This is a genomic window from Bacillus sp. 220_BSPC (assembly GCF_001054655.1).
Classification (GTDB): domain Bacteria; phylum Bacillota; class Bacilli; order Bacillales; family DSM-1321; genus Peribacillus; species Peribacillus frigoritolerans.
In genome coordinates this window covers 1-20357 of sequence record NZ_JVPL01000078.1, presented here as the reverse complement: position 1 = coordinate 20357, position 20357 = coordinate 1, and the positions used below count along the sequence as shown (strand labels likewise).

Annotated in this window: 13 protein-coding genes; 11 read left to right on the top strand and 2 right to left on the bottom strand. The window is 39.7% G+C overall.

Annotated elements, in window-relative coordinates; translation table 11 throughout:
* Positions 1 to 19: 19 nt before the first annotated feature.
* The 3 genes from ADA55_RS04435 (at position 20) to ADA55_RS04425 (ending at position 3617) form a co-directional block, all read left to right on the top strand.
* Positions 20 to 1033, top strand: coding sequence for a zinc-binding alcohol dehydrogenase family protein (locus ADA55_RS04435; protein WP_048679655.1), 1014 nt, complete (start codon positions 20 to 22; stop codon positions 1031 to 1033).
* A 67-nt stretch (positions 1034 to 1100) separates the two neighbouring features.
* Positions 1101 to 2588 (top strand): tagaturonate reductase, encoded by a 1488-nt coding sequence (locus ADA55_RS04430; RefSeq protein WP_053087362.1) that lies wholly within the window; start codon positions 1101 to 1103, stop codon positions 2586 to 2588.
* Positions 2589 to 2912: 324 nt separating this feature from the next.
* A complete protein-coding gene (locus ADA55_RS04425; RefSeq protein WP_048679653.1) occupies positions 2913 to 3617 on the top strand; it encodes a TerC family protein in 705 nt (234 codons plus the stop codon).
* Positions 3618 to 3809: 192 nt separating this feature from the next.
* Here ADA55_RS04425 and ADA55_RS04420 read toward each other — a convergent pair whose 3' ends face one another.
* Complete coding sequence (locus tag ADA55_RS04420) at positions 3810 to 5291, bottom strand: aldehyde dehydrogenase family protein (RefSeq protein ID WP_048679651.1); 1482 nt, start codon at positions 5289 to 5291, stop codon at positions 3810 to 3812.
* 441 nt (positions 5292 to 5732) lie between these two features.
* Here ADA55_RS04420 and ADA55_RS04415 point away from each other — a divergent pair, with 441 nt between their 5' ends.
* The 8 genes from ADA55_RS04415 (at position 5733) to ADA55_RS04380 (ending at position 18862) form a co-directional block, all read left to right on the top strand.
* Complete coding sequence (locus tag ADA55_RS04415) at positions 5733 to 7565, top strand: sigma-54-dependent Fis family transcriptional regulator (protein ID WP_048679648.1); 1833 nt, start codon at positions 5733 to 5735, stop codon at positions 7563 to 7565.
* A gap of 243 nt (positions 7566 to 7808) precedes the next feature.
* Positions 7809 to 8954: a histidine kinase N-terminal domain-containing protein gene (locus ADA55_RS04410; protein ID WP_048679646.1), complete on the top strand. Its 1146-nt coding sequence runs from the start codon at positions 7809 to 7811 to the stop codon at positions 8952 to 8954.
* A 798-nt stretch (positions 8955 to 9752) separates the two neighbouring features.
* Entirely contained in the window at positions 9753 to 11171 is a 1419-nt protein-coding gene (locus tag ADA55_RS04405) for an amino acid permease (RefSeq protein ID WP_142398482.1), read from the top strand.
* 784 nt (positions 11172 to 11955) lie between these two features.
* Positions 11956 to 12705: a hypothetical protein gene (locus ADA55_RS04400; RefSeq protein ID WP_048679641.1), complete on the top strand. Its 750-nt coding sequence runs from the start codon at positions 11956 to 11958 to the stop codon at positions 12703 to 12705.
* Between the two features lie 266 nt (positions 12706 to 12971).
* The gene (locus ADA55_RS04395; protein WP_048679638.1) at positions 12972 to 13967 is read left to right on the top strand and encodes a cation diffusion facilitator family transporter; all 996 of its coding nucleotides are present in this window, start codon (positions 12972 to 12974) and stop codon (positions 13965 to 13967) included.
* 167 nt (positions 13968 to 14134) lie between these two features.
* The gene (locus ADA55_RS04390; RefSeq protein ID WP_176474892.1) at positions 14135 to 14878 is read left to right on the top strand and encodes a Cof-type HAD-IIB family hydrolase; all 744 of its coding nucleotides are present in this window, start codon (positions 14135 to 14137) and stop codon (positions 14876 to 14878) included.
* Between the two features lie 172 nt (positions 14879 to 15050).
* Positions 15051 to 16049 carry an NAD(P)H-dependent flavin oxidoreductase gene (locus tag ADA55_RS04385; protein WP_048679632.1) on the top strand — a complete coding sequence of 333 codons (999 nt, stop codon included), beginning with the start codon at positions 15051 to 15053 and terminating at the stop codon, positions 16047 to 16049.
* Positions 16050 to 16465: 416 nt separating this feature from the next.
* Positions 16466 to 18862, top strand: a complete 2397-nt coding sequence (locus ADA55_RS04380) for a YhgE/Pip domain-containing protein (RefSeq protein ID WP_048679629.1) — start codon at positions 16466 to 16468, stop codon at positions 18860 to 18862.
* A 543-nt stretch (positions 18863 to 19405) separates the two neighbouring features.
* On the opposite strand, the gene ADA55_RS04370 is transcribed toward ADA55_RS04380, so the two are convergent.
* Positions 19406 to 20005 (bottom strand): exonuclease domain-containing protein, encoded by a 600-nt coding sequence (locus ADA55_RS04370; RefSeq protein WP_048679624.1) that lies wholly within the window; start codon positions 20003 to 20005, stop codon positions 19406 to 19408.
* Positions 20006 to 20357 lie beyond the last annotated feature (352 nt).

Genomic DNA, 20357 nt, shown 5'->3' with positions numbered 1-20357 from the left:
AAAAAAGGAGTGTTATTCAGTGAAAAGTATCGTTTGTGAACAACCTTTTGAATTTAAGATGATCGAATCGGAAAAACCTATTCCAAACTCAGGGGAAGCTTTGATTCGTGTGCGACGCATAGGTATATGCGGTACGGATATCCATGCCTATGGAGGTAATCAGCCCTTTTTTAGCTATCCTCGAATACTTGGCCATGAATTATCCGGTTTAATTGAGTCCATACCGGAAAATGAATCAGGGCTTAGTGTCGGGGATCAGGTATCGATCATCCCCTATATGGAATGTGGAAAATGCCTGGCTTGCAGAAGTGGAAAAACGAACTGTTGTACGGATATGAAAGTGTTGGGTGTACATGCTGAAGGAGGCATGAGTGAGTGGATTACGGTTCCTTATAATCATTTGGTGAAAACAGAAGGTCTCACACTTGATCAATCCGCAATGATAGAGCCTTTAAGTATCGGAGCTCACGCAGTCAGGCGCGCCGCTATTCATAAAGGGGAATTTGCACTAGTAATAGGTGCTGGTCCCATTGGTTTGGGAGTCATGGCATTAGCTAAAGAACAGGGTGCGAAGGTGATCGCAATGGATGTAAATGATGAACGCCTTGCGTTTGCTGGAAAATGGGCAAATGCCGATTATACTATAAACGTTATGGAGAATCCAATGGAGAAATTGGCCCAATTGACGAATGGAGATATGCCAAGCGTGGTATTTGATGCTACAGGTAATGCTAATTCAATGATGGAGTCATTTAAATATCCTGCTCACGGGGGAAGATTGATTTATGTAGGTTTAGTTAAAGCGGATATTACCTTCAATGATCCTGAATTCCACAGTAAAGAGCTTACATTGATGGGAAGCCGTAATGCAACAAAGGAAGACTTTGATTTTGTCGTGAATACGCTGAAGAATGACAAGCTGGATATGAGCCAGTATATTACACACCGCACACATATGGATGAAATGATCAATCAATTCGAAGGGTGGTTAACTCCTGAAGCTAAAGTGATCAAGGCGATTGTCGAAATATAAGCATTAGGTATGCTGTTAGTTCGCACTCTGAATTGGATATTTCAATAAGAAAGGAGTTCTTTTATCATTGAACATAAATAAAAGTCAACTAAAGCGTTTGCGTAAAGATACAAAAGCTGTCCAATCCTCACTTAAGATGGATTTCCCCATAAAAGTATTGCAGATTGGTGAGGGGAATTTTCTTCGGGGCTTCTTTGATTGGATGATTCATGAGTGTAATAAACAAGGTCATTTCAAGGGAAGCATTGCAGTTACCCAGCCTCGGCCTGCCGGTAAAGGGAAAATTGAAGAAGTGAAGCGGCAAGATGGACTGTATACATTAATGTTACGTGGTTTTCACCAAGGGGAGAAAGTGGAAAGTACAGAGATCATTTCCGTTTTTTCGAAGGCAATTGATCCATATGAAGAATGGATGGAATTTTTAGCACTATCAGAAAATCCTGAATTGGAATTTGTAGTTTCCAACACGACTGAAGCAGGAATCAAATATCAGCCGATACCTTTGGAAGAAGGAAAGCCGATGGAATCTTTTCCAGGAAAACTGACTGCTTTTTTGTATCACCGTTATCTGCATTTCAATGGAGATGCGAAAAAAGGATTGATCATGCTTCCATGTGAGCTTTTAGAGAGAAATGGTGATTCATTGAAGCAATGTGTTCTTAAGCATGGCAGGGATTGGGATTTACCCAAGTCATTCATTGAGTGGGTGGACCGCGACAATCTCTTCCTAAACTCGCTTGTAGACCGAATCGTTACAGGGTTCCCAGCCAATGAGTCAGAAAAACTATTTGCGGCATGGGGATATAAGGATACTCTGCTAAATACGGCAGAACCCTACCATTTATGGGCTATTGAAGGTGACCCTAGTATTGATCAACGTCTTCCTTTACAAAAATCCGGATTGAATGTGCGTTGGGTAAAAGATTTAACGCCTTATCAAATGAGGAAGGTACGGATACTTAATGGTTCACATACCTTGTTGGCTCCTTTAGGGATTTTATCTGGATTGGAAGAAGTGAAACAGGCAATCGATCATCCGGAATTCAACCAATTTCTGAGCAATGCCATCGAAAAGGAAATAATTCCTTCATTACCCTTTGATCAAAATGAGATGAAGCTATATGGGGAAAGTGTTCTTGAGCGATTTAAGAATCCTTTTGTACATCACCTCCTGACCGATATTTCGTTGAATAGCATTTCTAAGTTCAAAGTTCGTCTCCTGCCTACATTAGAGGAATATCAAAGGTCGAAAGGCACGCTGCCCGACTGTATCGTAAGAGGATTTTCGGGCATGATCCGATTTTATAGGGTTAATGAAATGAAGGGGACTTATCTTGGTAAAAGCTTTGCGGGTAAAGATTATGTCGTTAGAGACGATATAAAGACAATTGAATTTTTCAGTGAACAATGGCTTAGTTATGAGAGGGGGCAAATCCCGCTTAGACAATTGATAGAGGCGACCTTAAGTAATCAATATCTATGGGGGAAGGATTTGAGCGGTATCCCGAACCTAGGAAACGAATTATGCCAATATCTAGAAGGGATGATCGACTGAAATTAGCCTTTGAAAGGATTTTAGTAAAATTAATTTCATGAATATTCTCCCTATCTCGTATTTTTTTCTTTATTTTATTTGTATTTTTGGTATACTGGATTAGTGATATTTTTTCTTGTTAGTTTCCTAATGAAAAGATATTAAAAGAATTACATATTCTTATATTCCCGTGAAGGGGAGTAGCGTCAGGGATAACCTGAAATAAAGTCGTCATTACGTGGGAATCCCACCGGCTTTATTGGCCTAATTCATTTAGTGCTTAGCGAGACCTTTGCCATATTTGGCAGAGGTCTCTTTATTTTTGTGAAAAAGGAGGAAATTGTGTTGGATTTTTTAACAGGTGAATTCATTTCAGGACTTTTAGCGATCATTATGATAGATTTAGTTCTAGCCGGTGATAATGCAATCCTTATTGGATTGGCTGCAAGAAAGCTTCCGAAAGAACAGCAAAAAAAGGTGATAATTTGGGGAGCGGTCGGGGCAATAGTGATAAGGATCATCGCAACGCTGTTGGTTGTTTGGCTATTAGAGGTGCCAGGACTGCATTTAATAGGGGGATTACTTCTTGTATGGATTGCTTATAAGCTCCTTATCGATGAAGAAGAACATGATGTGAAGCCTGCAGACTCGATGTGGGCTGCTATAAAAACCATCATTATTGCAGATGCATTGATGGGATTGGACAATGTCCTAGCTGTTGCAGGTGCTTCTCATGGTAACTTCACTTTAGTGGTAATCGGTTTACTTGTATCAATTCCAGTAGTGATGTATGGAAGCACTTTGATCCTGAAACTGATCGAACGCTTCCCATTCATCATAATAATTGGTGCGGGAATACTAGGCTGGACAGCTGCTAAAATGATCGTAGCTGAACCTTTCATGCACGACTACTTTGCAAATCCATTCATTAAATATGGATTTGAAGCGATAGTGGTTATTGGAATCCTGTTTGCCGGGATTTCAAGACAGAAAAATATCGAAAAAGAAAAAGCAAACAGAGATAAAATGCAAATTGAACGTAATGGATGATGGATATAAAGAGACCTTTCGAAAATGAAAGGTCTCTTTTTTTGTTTAAGCCCTATAAGTTACAAAACAAGAAAGGTATACCAAAGCCCGTACTTTGGTATACCTTTTTGCGAATTTTTAAGCAAGCGATAACATGCATTTCAATAACGGTATTTGAGCTAAATGATCATATGGAGCGTTCACTCTGTTATTTTAGTTTAAGTTAATCCATACACTTTTGACTTCCGTATAATTATCCAAAGCATAACTGCCCATTTCCCGACCGATTCCACTTTGTTTATAACCGCCAAATGGAGAAGCTGCATCAAAAGCGTTATAGCAGTTTACCCAAACTGTTCCGGCTTTTAATTCATTAGCCACATAATGGGCTTTTTTTACATCTTGTGTCCATAAACCTGCAGCCAATCCATATTCTGAGTTATTTGCCCGGTTTATCACATCATCCAAATCATCAAAAGGCATGGCAGCTACAACTGGACCGAAGATTTCTTCTTTAGCGATTGTCATTTCATCTTCAACGCCAGCAAAAATTGTAGGTGTTACAAAATAACCCTCTCCTTGTCCGTAATTGCCCCCGGTAACCACTTCAGCTCCTTCAGACTTTCCTTTTTCAATATAACTGCCCACTCGTTCCAATTGTTCACCGGAAACCAAAGGTCCTATCTGGGTAGTTGGATCAAGACCTGCCCCCTGTTTAATGTTTTTTGCATGGGACACTAAATCAGCCACCACGTTGTCATAGGATTTCTTTTGAATATACAGGCGTGAACCGGCACAGCATACTTGTCCTTGATTAAACATGATGCCCATTAAAGCACCAGGAATGGCTTTACTCATATCTGCATCCGGTAGAATGATATTAGGTGATTTCCCGCCTAATTCCAACGAGATTTTTTTCACGGTTCCAGAAGCTTGGCGCATGATCATTTTTCCTACCGAGGTTGAACCTGTAAAGGCAATTTTATCGACTTCTGGATGGTCTACAAGCGGTGACCCTGCTGTTTCACCAAATCCAGGTATGACATTGAGAACGCCAGGAGGAAAACCTGCTTCAAGCGCCAACTGTCCTAAATATAAGGCTGAAAGCGGCGTTTGCTCCGCTGGTTTTAAAACGATCGTGCATCCGGTGGCAAGGGCTGCACCTAATTTCCATGCGGCCATAAGTAGAGGGAAATTCCAAGGGATGATCTGTCCTACCACTCCAACCGCTTCATGACGGGTATAATTGAAGTAATTCCCAGCAACAGGTATGGTTTGTCCTACTATCTTAGTGGTCCATCCCGCATAATAACGGAAGTGATCGATTGCAAGGGGGACATCGGCATTAGTGGTTTCGCCAATTGGCTTGCCATTATCCAGGGTATCCAATTGCGCTAACGCCTCTTTATGTTCCTCCATGAGGTCCGCTAATTTATAAATGAGGCGACTGCGTTCCGATGCACTCATTTTTTTCCAAGGACCATTGTCGAAAGCCGTACGGGCTGCTTTGACTGCTTTATCTACATCTTCCGGACCTGCTTCACTCACAACCGCTAAAACCTTGCCGTTTGAAGGATCGAGAGTCTCAAAGGTTTTTCCTGAAGCAGCTTCCACCAACTCCCCATTTATCAAAAGCTTTTTAGTGCCCTTCAAGAATTCTTGCACACGTGGATTGAGTTTAATAGTTTGTTCCATGTATAATACCCCTTTTCAATTGGATTATAAGTTCGATATCTTTTGGACAATGGCTCTAAGTAAAAGGATCAGGCATACTATTATGTTTTTTATCCAATTCCCTTTGGCAGACTTGCAGCAATTCTGACTATCTTGATTTCTTTCTTTCCCCCCTTTATCAAAAGGAATCAATATCTCGACATGTAATTATGCAAGACTGATGCCATAACAAAAAACCGATGAAATCAGTTAATAAGGTGGTGGAGGGAAAAGGGAAGGTGCCTTACTGTTCCATATTGGAACAGGCAGGTGTTCCAATATGGAACAAAAAAGTTTAGTAGTTCACATATGCTTGTTTTCATTTTGGTGGATATCTGAATTTTCTGTTATAATTAAATTGAAGGAACGAACCCTAAAAAAAGAAGCCGATTTACTTGATTATACATACGGGAGGATTATTCAATGTCTGTTAATATAAGCGCGGATAAAGGAACCATACCGGCATTTATTCAAGAATCATGGCAGCGGTGCATTTCGAAGGGACTTCAGCCAAGCATGATGGATAAGGAAGATATGCTTGGTGCTTTTGAGCTGGCCGAATACCACGATCGATATGCAGAACTCCTGTACCATTCTTCTCCCATTTTAGAAGAAGTTTATCATTCGATTAATGGTTTGGAGTCCATTTTATTACTTGCTGCTCCTGAAGGATATATCATCGAAACAGTTGGGGATCCAGCTTTCATCCGCCATGCAGATAATGTTTCCTTAAGAAAAGGGGCCAATTGGCTAGAAGAATCAAAAGGAACAAATGCAATAGGAACAGCCATAGTGGAGAAGAACCCTGTATTGATTCATGGCAGTCAACACTTTCATCAGGATAACCATTTCCTTACTTGTGCCGCATCGCCCATTTATCACCCTGATGGGCACCTGCTTGGAGTTTTGAACTTAAGCAGTCATCAACAGAATTATCATCCTTTTTCCATTAGCTTAGTTCAGAGGGTGGCTGATAGCATCAAACAAGCACTCTTGTTGTCCCATACACAAAAAAGGGAGAAAAACCTTTATTTTATATATGACTCATACCCTGATCCGTTAATTACCCTTGATAAAGAGGGGAAAGTTACAGATCTCAATTCAGCGGCGTCACATGTTATCGGCACATTGGAAAAACAGGTATCGAATATTGTATCAGGAACAGACCCACTTGTTCTAGAGCGGAGGGTTTCGATTAAAGACCAGGAATTCTTGGTTCAAACCCTTGGCAAAAATATGGAACATCAATCATCCGTGACCGTACGGTTAAAAAAACAGAAATTGATTGATGGATTAACAACCAATCGTTATCAATTTACCGATATAATAAGTAATGATCCGCAAATGAATCAAACCATATCCATTGCTAAAAGAGCTTCAGCGCTTGATATCAGCCTGCTAATCACTGGAGAAAGCGGAACGGGAAAAGAACTGTTCGCCCAATCCATTCATGGGTATAGCTTAAGAAGTGATAAGCCTTTCATCGCCGTCAATTGCAGCGCAATTCCTGAAAACTTATTGGAAAGTGAGTTATTTGGGTATGAAAAGGGTGCCTTTACTGGAGCAAAAAGCGGCGGGCATAAGGGGAAGTTCGAAGCTGCAGATGGAGGAACCCTGTTTTTGGATGAAATCGGGGACATGCCGCTTCAAGCTCAAGCGTCTCTGCTCCGTGTGCTTCAGGAACGAAGTGTGACGCGTGTCGGCGGACATGCTTCCATTCCAATCGATGTCAGGGTCATTGCTGCCACCAATAAAGACTTACAAAAAGAAATGGAAGCTGGAGAATTCCGTGCAGATTTATTTTTCCGCCTTTGTGGATTATCTTTAAAACTTCCAAATCTGAGGAGTCGTAAAGATTTATTGCTCTTAGCAGAATACATTTTAGCGGATTTACCTTATAAGAGCGAATATACCGAACTAACAGTCGAAGCTAAAACATTCATTTTGGAATATTCGTGGCCAGGAAATTTCCGTGAATTGCAAAACGTTCTCGGACAGGCTGCATTCCTAGCTGATAAGGGCCCGATTACAAGGGACATGCTTGTGGCACTTTGTCCTGTTTCTTCCATTACAAATGAGGAAGGGGCAATTGCCGATCGAGAACCAAGAAACTTTCAAGAACAAGAAACCCAGCTTATCAGAAATGCATTGGAACGAACAGGTGGAAATATCAGTAACGCCGCGAAACAACTCGACATCGGCCGAAATACGCTTTATAGAAAAATGAAAAAATATGGAATCAACTTTCAAAAGTAAGAGTTCCTTAGTATATAAAAAAACATGTATGATAATTTTTCTTTTAAAATCTCTCAGATTCCCGACCTGATTTGGTCGGTTCTTGTTATTGCAAGTAACTATATGCGAACATGCATACCTTGTCTCCTTATAAGCTACATTTCACTACTATAAATAATGAAGTGCAGGAAATCAAAATCTCATATAGAATGATGTTATTGATATAGTATCTAAATTTCCGTAAGGGGATGTGTGGTCAATAGTATGAAGTTGTCATCTGAACATAAGAAGTATAAATTTGTATTGATTCAATATTTGGAAGAAAAAGAATCTGAGTTTTTAAATGAATGGAACGAGACTATTAAGATCAATGAAATAGATCCCTACAAAGAAAAGATTAAAGAAAATGGTTATGGAATGTACTCACTGGTGATCCAAACGTTCAAGGAAGTACTGTCTGAAGATGTGCTGATTAAATTGGCTTACCAGGTTGCAAAAGAACGTCTTGAAGCGAATATCAACATTGGGGATTTTCTATATAATATCAATTTGGGGAGAAATATCATAATCAGAAATCTTTTTGGGGCAAATATCCCGATTAATTATATGCAGAAATTCATTAATGACATCAACTTGCACTTTGATACGTTCAGCTACCATGCAGTAACGAGATATACGAATCTTACAAATGAAGTGATTGAGGAAAAAAAGTCTTATATAAGTGAAAACCACAAAGATAAATTAGCGGTATTGGGCCAGATATCATCAAGCTTTGTACATGAATTCCGAAATCCTCTTACAGCTATCATGGGGTTCAATAAATTACTGAAGAGGGAGAACCCGGATTTGAAATATTTGGATATCATTGATTATGAGTTAAATCAGTTGAATTTCAGGATAACCCAATTCCTCCATACCTCTAAATCAGATTTTAATGAGGAACAAAGAGAGGAAATTTCAGTGTTAAAGCTAATTGAAGAAATACAAGAACTGACTTATGCAAATATTGTGGATGCCAGTGTTAATGTGGAAATAGATATTTATCCAAACTTCGTCATGACAGCGAGCAAGGATGGGTTAAAACAAGTGTTCTTGAATCTTTTTATAAATTCGATTGATGCCTTAAAAGATAAGGAACATCCAAGAATTTTGAGGATAAACTCTTTAATCGAGGCGAATGAGAGAATAATTAGAATTTCAAATAATGGACCGGCCATTGCCAGTGAATTGATTGAATCTATTTTTGAACCCTTTGTCACGACGAAAGAGTTAGGAACGGGAATTGGGTTATACGTATGTAAAAAGATCATTGAAAGTAATGATGGATATATGAATTGTGTCTCCAATGAAAATTTAACCACATTCAGCATCCATTTCCCTAAAGTCCAGAATGAGCTTATAAGGGTTTAATACATATCATATAGTGACTTTTCATATAACAATATAGTATACATATCGTTATTTTTAGAAGCATGTACAGATTTTTGATTAATAGGAAAGGCCGTTTCGGATCTGCCGGTATTTTACATAAAACCATTCAATGAAAATAAATATTTTTGGAAGATGCAAAATCATAATTTGGTTTTTGGCATCTTCTTTTTATCTCTGTTATTTTTCGGTATATAACGGTGTCGAAATCTAAAAAAAATCAGTTAAATTGTCATTTTTTAATTCAATTGTGAATCAAAAAGGGTCAATAATTAATATATGAATCAAAAAATGCATTTATGATGCAACAATGAATCGTTTTGGATTTATAAAAGCGTTAAACCCTAATTAAATAACTATCCTTTTTTTGGCATGGATATTGCTTTTATTTTTATATAGGTAAGAAATTTTAGTGAGGGAGGGTGCTTATAACAAAGAAGAGTGAGGAAAGAAAGAATAAGAGCTGGTTTTTTTACATAAAAGGACTTCACTCAACAAAAAGCGAAAGTGAAAAATCAACAACCATTGTACTTTCCGTGTAATTCATTGAGGGGCTGATGGTAGTAAAGAGAGAGTATAAATAGAAATGCATTACCGGTCAATAGAATATACGACGCGCAATATACATATAACGATTGTGAATTTGGCCTCATTAAAACTAATGATGAAACGAGGATAGGACTGTAAACATTGTTTTTTTGAATGAAAGATTTCTACTAGGGTACCCATGAGCAGTGGTTTACTGCTTACAAAACGGTAAATTGACAGTTTTAAAGGATGGTGACAATAGTGGCACTTCAAACAAATGAATTGAAACATGGTCTCAAGACCAGGCATGTCACAATGATTTCTATTGGCGGGGTAATTGGGGCAGGACTATTTATCGGAAGCGGAACCATAATTGATTCAGCAGGACCTGGTGCGATTTTATCGTATATAATCGCAGGATTGATGATCGTGCTTATAATGCGTATGCTGGGTGAAATGGCTGTTGTAAATCCTGATAGCGGATCCTTCTCAACATATGCACATCAAGCATTCGGTCCTTGGGCCGGGTACACGATCGGCTGGCTATACTGGTTCAACTGGGTTATCATCATTGCTATTGAAACTACGTTATTGGGAACTATGATTCATGATTGGTTTCCTGGTATACCTATGTGGGCTGCCAGTCTATCATTCCCTATATTAATGACGATTACGAATATCTATTCAGTCAAAGCTTATGGGGAATTTGAATACTGGTTAGCTTTCATGAAAGTGGCTGCCATTGTAATATTCCTCTTCCTTGGTGCCGCCATGATTTTTGGATTGGTTCCGGGATTTGATTCACCAGGCCTTTCAAACATTACTGGAGAGGGAGGATTTTTACCAAAAGGTTTTCTGCCTGTCCTTCTTAGTGTGATATTCATCACTTTCTCTTTATCGGGAAGTGAGGTAGCTGCCATTGCTGCAGGAGAGTCTGAAAACCCTGAAAAGAACATTATTAGAGCCATAAACAGTGTCGTATGGCGTCTTCTTCTTTTCTTTGTTGGTTCAGTGACTGTGTTGGTTCTCGTAATCCCCCAAGGTGCTGAAGATTTACTGAAAACCCCCTATGCCAGCGTATTTGACATGGCAGGCCTGCCGGCAGCGGGTCAAATCATGAATATCGTTATCTTCACTTCATTGCTTTCTGTTTTGAATTCTGGCCTATATACAAGCTCTCGTATGTTATATTCTTTATCAAAAAAAGGTGATGCACCGAAAATCCTTTCCCGAGTGAATAAGCGGGGAATCCCGATTTGGGCGTTAATGGCAAGTGTTTTCTTTGCTTATGTGTTCACGACATTTAAATTTGTTTCCCCTGATAAATTGTTTGCTTTTCTCGCAAACAGCTCGGGAGGAGTCACGATGATCATGTATATCTTTATCGCCTTTTCTCATCTATATTTACGGAAAAAGACGGAAAAAGAAAATCCCGGGACACTTAAAGTGAAAATGTGGCTATTCCCTTATTTAACCTATGCGACCATTGCTGTCTTATTTATTATATTCGTTGCTCAGGCGTTTATTGATTCCATGAGATTGCAATTCTTTCTTACAACCCTTCTCACGATTCTAGTTATTGGGTCATACTTTCTGTTTTATCATAAGAAAAACGTAATTGCTGCTGAACAAAAAGAAAAACTAAAAAATATCCACGTTAAGGAAGGGTGAGGAATGTAGTCGTTTTGTCCGATTATAGAGAAAAAAGATTGACTATTCTAATAAAAGACTCCCTTTAGTGGGCAGCTCCGTTTGTCGACTATAGGGGTTTCGAAATAGTCTCTTCCCAACAAACCATGATTTTAAAAGAAGACTAAGTTATCCTTCATGTTTTTTACTTTTTTTCGGGGTTTGTACACTTTGGACGTTGATTTCCACTCAAGGCACTCGCTTTCCTCGGGCGGTCCCGGGAGCCTCAGCGGCGCTCTTTGCGCCTGTGTGGTCTCCCTTGGACGCGCTTTTCCCGCAGGAGTCTCGAACACCCGCTCCAATCAACTGGATTGTTTATTAAGAAAAAACTGTAGGTTGGTCTCATCCTGAACCATGTTAAAGACTATTTTTACTTCATGGTTTTTACTGTTTTATGAAACCATCCTCACTTGATAGAAGGAATTTGCAACAATCCTGCCGAATAACTGGCTTGCCGAAATCCTACAGGCGCCTGCTTTGATGAGGCTTGGTGGAAAGGGAGCGGATTTCTGAAATCAACTGGAACTTTTTTTAAATATAAAATTGCAGGCAAAGGCTCTTTTGAATTTGTCTACAGCCTGGGCTGCCCTTAGTGGGCAGTTTTTTTTCTGGTTCCAAAAATGATTGCATTCATTTCATGAGGGCGTTTATGTATGATCGTAACCATGACTGCCACCCCCTCTGATCTATTATGATATTCATTCATTTGCAACTTTGAAATCCTTTGCTAGAATATAATCTATAGAAAAGATTAGGAGTGGTGACTGTGGCTGAAACTCCAGCTGAAGGTTTGATTCATTATATTGCACCAAAAGGAGAGTATATCCCTTTTTTAGATGATACGGACTATATCGCTAAAGGATTGGAATGGAAATTATTCACTGCCCGTTCGGTTAAAAGAGAACTATTATATAAAAGCGGAAGTTTTCAAGCAAAAGTCAAATTGGCAGGTTATGAACAATATGGCAACGGACTTGACACTGTAGTCGTTCAATTTGAAAATGGTAAGCTTAGCTGCATTAACCCTTCCTATTTAAAGGAAATGCAAAGCTCCAGTTTCGGAAAAGAACTGTTGAGTGGCCCGGTTTCCGAAACAGCTGCAGTTTCAAGTGAAACTGAGCAGGTGGATGAAGCACCAATTACGGAAAACGCCGATCAGCCAAGTGAAGAACCAAAAAAGGCAAAAACCAAAACTAAAAAAACAGCAAAACCTAAGCTGGACTTGCCTGGGGAAAAAGTGCATTTCACCGCGACCGTCAAGGAGTTCGCGGAAAAAATGAACCATTTCACTGGTGAAGAAGATGAAGTCATACTCTTGGAGAATGTCAAAGTGACAACGGAGCCTGAATTGACTATCGGCGATGCTTGGTGTGGATATAGCAAGACATTAAAAAAAGCTGAGCTCGAAGAAGGAGACGCAATCGAATTTGATGGAAAAGTGGTCGACAAAAAATACAATAAAGAAATACGCTATAAAGTAAATAATCCATCCAAGTTAGTGAAAAAAGAAGGATGAACACACGAAGTTATTGGATGATTTGGAGTAAGCCGCCGCTTACTCCTTTTTTTATTGCCGTATTCAGGCATCTAAAGAAATGAATGATTACATGAACTTATTAGAATAGATGCGTCCACCACTGGAATATATTCGTTTGTGGGAGATACAACTTATAACCTTTCTCCAATCGTATTGGTTTTGGGTTTGTGGTTTCATATTTTCCCGTGTTGGGGATAATACATTATGATCATGCTTTTATAAAAAAGATGAGGGGGGATTTTTATATGAAAGAATTATTTCGATTATTGAAACAAGGTAATAAATCGGCGTTCATTGCTGCCTGTGTGAATAGTATCATCGCAGTGCTAAAGGGGATTGCCTATTTCATGACAGGAAATGTCGCGATGTTCGCAGAAACTTTACATACTTTGGGCGATGCTGCGAATCAGTTTTTCGTCTTCATTGGTTCCGCACTAAGTAAAAAGTCACCAACTGATCGATTCCCTGATGGTTTTGGACGTTTGGTTAACCTTGTATTACTAGGGGCAGTATTGGTTGTCGGGATCATGTCTTATGAAACGATTAAAGAAGGGTTCCATCACATTTTGCACCCTGCAGAATCAACTGGTATCCTTATTAACTTGTCCGTCCTTTCGTTAGCGGTTGTGTTGGAATCATATGTATTATTTAAAGCGATGAAAGAAGTGGTCCATGAGACTGGCATCGAAGCTAAAGGGGCAGCCGTCATATTCAAGAGCTTTTCTGGTTTAAAAAGGGCAAAACCAGCGACGAAATTAGTATTTATGGAAGATATGGTTGCGACCGGTGGCGGCGTACTTGCGATAATTGCCATTTTATTAGCAAACTTCACGCCTTTTATCCAGGCGGAAGGAGTTGCTTCCGTCATGATCGGTCTTGGTATGTTCTATGTGGTTGGAAGGGTATTTCTTGACAATGCTGCAGGTGCTCTTGGGGAAGCCGATATTGAAATGCGGCAAAAAATTGGAACGATGGTCATGGATGATGCAGACGTAAGGGATATACAGAAACTGGCCGTAATAAAAGAAGGGGAAGACTTTCATGTTGAACTTGAAGTTGAACTGGATCCCCATATTTCAATCGCACAGGCGGACGACATTAAAGATCGGCTGTTTAATCAGATATTAAAGGAAAGAGGGGTAACGGATGTCATTATAGAATTTGATGAAAATGATGGTATCCCAAAATGGGAAGGTCAGATAAAAAAAGAATTGAATGAAATGAAAAAAGACAGCGAGTAGAAATATTGGCAGAATACAAAGTGTCATGATCAGGATAATTGTGTGATTATAAATCATGACACTAATGATAATGCCTGTTCAATTCATCACGTACTTTCCTTGGGTATGCATTATAAGCTATCATGGACTTAGTTACATAAAGAAGGATTATGGAAGGGTGAATAAGAATGGAGAAACAAAATATTAAGCTAGTTGCACTTGATATGGATGGCACGCTTCTCAATAAGGCTGGAGAGATATCTGAAGAAAATCGGAGAGCGATAAAAGAAGCCGAAAATCAAGGGGTTTTTGTGGTATTGAGCACAGGAAGATCCTATGCGACGTGCAGTGATTTTGCAAAGTCAATGGAACTCCAATCATACCTCATTACAGTAAACGGAAGCGAAATTTACGATAACCAAGGAAAACTGGTGGAAAGGAATATCGTCGATAGTGAATCCATACAATGGATGTGGGAATTAAGCCAAAAACATGGTACACATTTTTGGGCCATTAGCTGCGATAATATTTACAGAGCTGAAATGCCTGAAAAAATCCATGATTCGCAATGGCTTAAATTCGGTTTTGATACAAATGATGAAAGCATCCGCCAAATCATCATGGATGAACTGGTATCAAAAGGAACCTTTGAAATAAGCAATTCAAGTCCAACGAATATTGAAGTGAATGCCATGGGCGTCAATAAAGCGAAAGCGATAAAGCTCGTATGTTCATTGCTCGACATTACCATGGAAAATGTAATGGCAGTGGGTGACAGCCTTAATGACCTTGCGATGATTTCTGAAGCAAAAGTGGGCGTGGCAATGGGAAATGCCCAAGAAATTGTGAAAGAAAAAGCAGATTGGATTACAGCGACAAACGAAGAAGATGGTGTAGCTAAGGCCATTCGGAAATGGGTGCTTTCAAATTGAATCGAAACTGTATATGGAACGTATTCCATATACAGTTTTTTTATTTAAATGGCGCTGCATGACAAGTAAATTTTAGCTGCTGAATTAATTTCTTGAAAATTGTGTCTTTTAGAAGTATGATAATCTTGTAGTGTTATATTTTGGTAATATATTAATAATGGGAGGTATAAGGATGACAAGTAGTTTGCCTGAACAGTGGTGGAATCAATTAACTTTACCAGTTATCTCAGCACCTATGTTTTTAATATCCGGCCCTGAGTTAGTGAAAGAATGCTGTTTGAATGGGGTGATCGGCTCTTTTCCAGCACCGAATGCGCGGCCGATAGAGGTACTGGATCAATGGATGGGTGACATAAACGATACATTGTTTGCAGCAAAGGATAAAGAACCAGGCTCAAAGATAGCCCCATGGGCAATGAATATGGTTGTTCACCGTACATATAGTCGGCTTGAAGAAGAGTTGGAATTGGTCAAAAAGCATCAGCCTCCCATCGTCATTACATCATTAGGTTCACCAAAACATGTGGTGGATGTCGTACATAGCTATGGCGGGTTGGTCTTTTCGGATGTCAGCTCTGTGGATTTTGCAAAGAAAGCTGCGGAGTCAGGTGTGGACGGATTGATCTTGGTTGCTGCGGGAGCAGGCGGTCATGCTGGTGACATAAATAGCTTTGCTTTCGTGGACAGCGTTAGGACATTCTGGGACGGAATTATTTTGCTCGCCGGATCGATCAGTACTGGTCACAGTATTTTGGCAGCTCAGGCGGCAGGAGCGGATCTTGCATATATGGGTACACGTTTTATCGTGGCGAAAGAGAGCAGGGCAAATGATGAATATCGTGAAATGCTTGTCGATTCTGACCATGATGACATCATCTTGACTGATGCATTTTCAGGCGTTAATTGTAATATGCTTAAACCGAGCATAAGGAAGGAAGGATTGGACCCAGAAAAATTATCCAAAAAAGAAAAAGTCGATTTTGACAGCATGTCCAAATCGTCTGAATCTAAAGCGTGGCGTGATATTTGGTCAGCGGGTCATGGTGTGGGGGCGATTAAAAAAATAGATACCGCTGCAGGCATCATAAAACAATTAGAAAAAGAGTATCAGGAGTCCTTGAATAAATTGACCGGGCAGGCGGAAAAATTAAAAGGAATTATATCGAAATGATATGAAAGCGCTTTATTTAATTATGCTAATATAGCTAATAAAAGGGGTATCCATTATGGGTACCCTTTTTTTCCATGTAATATCAGGGCTAATTCATAATAAAGTATTTTCAGCTTAAAAGGCAATCTAAATGGATTTAAAGATAAAAGCAGCAGTATATATATAGGATGTATCGCTGTGAAAAAATATTGATAAAAAGATGGATAAATGTTATATTATTTTCGTGATAATGACCAAATGAACAATCTAGTCATATATTATTAATTGTTTAAAAAGTAATATATATTTAGGTGAAGATGAAGAATTTTAAATTTACATTGCAGAAGCATATGACTTAATTTTGTATTCTTTCATCCGTTTTCACCGAGATAGATTAAATAAACGGCATATTCGTCGTATAGGAGGGCTTGGTAGGCGTGTTAAAATCTTTAAAGGGTGAATTTTTAGCCATAATAAAACATCCTATGATACTCATTTCCATAATAGGGATCATACTGATTCCTTTGTTATATAGCGGCACATTCCTTTGGGCATTTTGGGATCCATATGGTAAGGTGGATCAATTGCCTGTAGCCATTGTCAATTTGGATGAAGGTGCGGAATTCAATGAAACGGAACTTACAATAGGAAAAGATTTAGTCAAGGAGTTAAAGGAAAAGAAGGATTTCGATTGGCATTTCGTCAGTCAAAAAGAAGCCAATGAAGGCCTGGAAAATCAAGATTATTACATGAAAATAGAAATTCCGAAAAACTTTTCGAAGAATGCAACGACCTTGCAGGAGGACAATCCGAAAAAACTTGATTTAATTTATACGTCCAATGAAGGGTTCAATTATATATCCACTAAAATAGGTGATGCAGCTTCGGAGAGAATCAAAGGGGAGGTTTCGTCGGCGGTAACGAAAACCTATGCGGAGTCAATGTTCGATAATTTGAACGAAGTGGCTGACGGACTCAAAAGTGCCAGTGATGGAGCTGGAGAATTGAAAGACGGAACAGATACAGTGAAAAACGGCTCCAGTGAACTTGGTGAAGGGATTATCTCAGCTAAAGAAGGTTCCAAAAAAGTGGATAAAGGAATTGACTCCCTTCATTCAGGTTCTGTCGAAATCCATGAAAACCTGGAAAAATTAGCTGAAAAATCATTGACCTTTTCGAATGGGGTCGGTTCGGCAGCTGCAGGATCAAAGGAACTTAATCAAGGGTTACAACAGTTTAGCTCTGGTGTTGGGCAAATGAAAGATGGTCAATCCGAGCTTTTGCAAGGGGCAAAGAAATCTGAAGCGGGAACTGGTGAATTGGCCTCTGGATTGCAGCAGTCATTAGAGGGCTTCAATCAAATGGATGAAAAGCTGCCCGCTTTGACTGAGGGGGCAAATGGTGTAGCGGCTGGTGCCGCCCAGCTTTCAGGTTCATTGTCTGAATGGAGTGCAGCATCGAACGAAGCAAAAGCGGGGGCATCTGAAGTTTCGGCAGGTTTGGATGAGGTTATTTCCGGATTGGAACAACAATCTGAAGCTACGGATGATCCTGCAGAGAAAGCGCGTTTGGAGGGAGTGATTTCTTCTCTAACACGCATCAGTGAAGGTAGTAAAGGAGTATCTGAAGGAGTGGGAAAACTATCGGCCAGTGCAACCGAAATGGCTAAAGGCTCAAATAGCCTTAGTGATGGAGCCAATCAGTTAAGTGAAGGCACTAGTGCGTTAAGCGGCGGTTTCACGCAATTGAAGCAAGCTCAGGATAAACTCGCCAATGGGGCGAATGAACTGAAAAATGGCCAAGGTCAATTGGTGTCTGGTTTGACAACATTTGGCGAAAGTATAGATTCAGCACAGAGTGGACTTGGACAATTAACGGAAGGCAGCAATAACTTGGTAAGCGGGCTTGATCAGCTTGAAGATGGCTCCAAGCAATTATCAAGTGGAACCTCACAGCTTTCAGAAGGTTCCAAAGGTCTCGTTACAGGAACGGATAGATTGAAGGAGGGTTCAAACAGCCTAACTAGCGGTATGGGAGAACTGGCGAATGGAGCCATTAAGTTACAAGATGGAATCGCCAAACTTTCAGATGGTTCTGCAGAATTACATGACGAATTGAATGACGGGGCAAATGAAGCAGGCAAGATCAAATCCAATGAAGAAGTTTATGACATGTTTGCAAGCCCAGTTAAAGTAGATAAATTACCAATTAATAATGTACCGAACTATGGCACTAGTTTTGCACCGTATTTAATTTCATTAAGTTTATTTATCGGGGCTATCGTTCTGACGATCATTTTCCCGTTAAGAGATCCTGCTGTTAAACCTGCGAGTGGATTTAGCTGGTTTATTAGTAAATACAGCGTCATGGCACTCATCGGAATCTGTCAAGCCATATTGGTGGACTCGATTTTAATTTTGGGCCTTGGAATCAATGTTACGAGCCTGCCGCTGTTTTTTGCAGTAAGCATTCTTGCTAGCTGCACATTCATGGCAATCATTCAGTTCCTGGGTTCAGCCTTTGACAATCCAGGCCGGTTCATAGCATTATTGATTTTGATTCTCCAACTGACCAGCAGTGGCGGAACATTCCCCAATGAATTAGTACCTGGTTTCTTGCAAGGATTCACACCGTTCCTGCCGATGACTTATTCCATTAATGCTTTTCGTGCTGTCATCTCAACAGGAGATTATAGCTTCATGTGGCATAATCTTGCCATATTGGCGATATTCCTCGTTACAGCATTAATCTTATCACTTCTTTACTTTATTTATCGGTATAAGAAAATGAACGGCACATTGAATGAAAATCAGGAAGAAGCAACTGTACAATGATCAAAAACAATGATCAAAAAAACAGCGACCCATCTGGGTCGCTGTTTCAGACTGTAGACAAATTCGAGGAAAGTGAGTTTGTTTACAGTATTTTATGGATGTACAATTTAGACGTTGATTTCCGCTTCGGGCACTCGCTTTCCGCGGGCGGTCCGCCCTCGGCGCCTTTACGCCTGCGGGGTCTCCCCTAGAGGCGCTATTCCCGCAGGAGTCTCGCACCCTCTGCTTCAATCAACTTTGTTTTAACTTTTAGATAGAACCCTTTGCCTAAAGTCTTTATTGGTTTAAAATATAATTTTAAAAGCTGAGGTGATGAGGATCCTTTCTAAACATATTTCAAAGGGGGTTCTGAATTTTTTAATTCCGAACCCCATTGTCTACAAACTGAAACAGGTACCCGTCATGAGTCGCTATTAAAAACCTGAGTATTATATGTGCCAAGCGCTTCCTGTTCACAAGGAAAGGGAAAGATGTCAAAAAACGATTATAGTGACAAAACTATGGCGCAACCTGTACAAGAGTGTAAAAGTATTTAAACAGCTTTTATACCCTTGTCTTTTGGGATGCAGGTGCATATTTCTTCATTGGATTTTTTGCAATGACATCCTTTAAATAAGGATGGCCAGAAGGACCTGGTTTTCTCATAAGCTCCATTAGGTAAGATATATCGTCCATGGCCCTGTGTGTTTGAAAATTGGTGATATTATGTGCCTGCAGTAATGTTAAGAGTTTACTATTCTCAAATCCATATTGCTTCCAAGGTACATTCCGCATCGTACAGTACCACTTTTGATCATTGATTTCCGGATACATTTGGTAGAGAAAACTTCTATCGAAAGAAGCATTATGTGCGAAAATCGAATCGGTACGGTCAATGAAGGTTTTAATTTTTTCATCATGAAAACTCTTTCCTTCTACGGAGCTGTATGGAATTCCATGAATTCTGTATGCTTGATCATAATTCCTTCTTGCTCCATAGGAGAGAGGCTCCCTTAAAAATGATTCTTGATCAATAAGATTAATGATTTCCCCTGTTTCACTGCTGTATGTAAAGAGTATAAGGGCAAGCTCGATAATTTCATCTGAAGAGGGACGTAAACCAGTAGTTTCTACGTCCAGTACTAAACCTAATCTATTAGTCAATTTTTTTTCCTCCAGTTGGGTTACATTCTTCTATTATAGCTGACATAGAATGGCTATTGAAAGCATTATGATCGTTTTAAAGGATTTGAAATATTGAAGGTAAGGGTGAACTAACGAAACTAAAAAAAGATAGAGATTTTTAAGCAATCTCTATCTTAGACAGTAGACAAACTTGATGAAAATCGAATTTGTCTACTGTTTTTTGCTTATAAAAATTTGGACGTTAATTTCCACTTCAGGCACTCGCTTTCCGCGGGCGGTCCGCCCTGGGGGCACTTGCGCCTGTGGGGTCTCCCTTGGACCGCTATTCCCGCAGGAGTCTCGCACACCCGCTCCAATCAACTATGTTTAA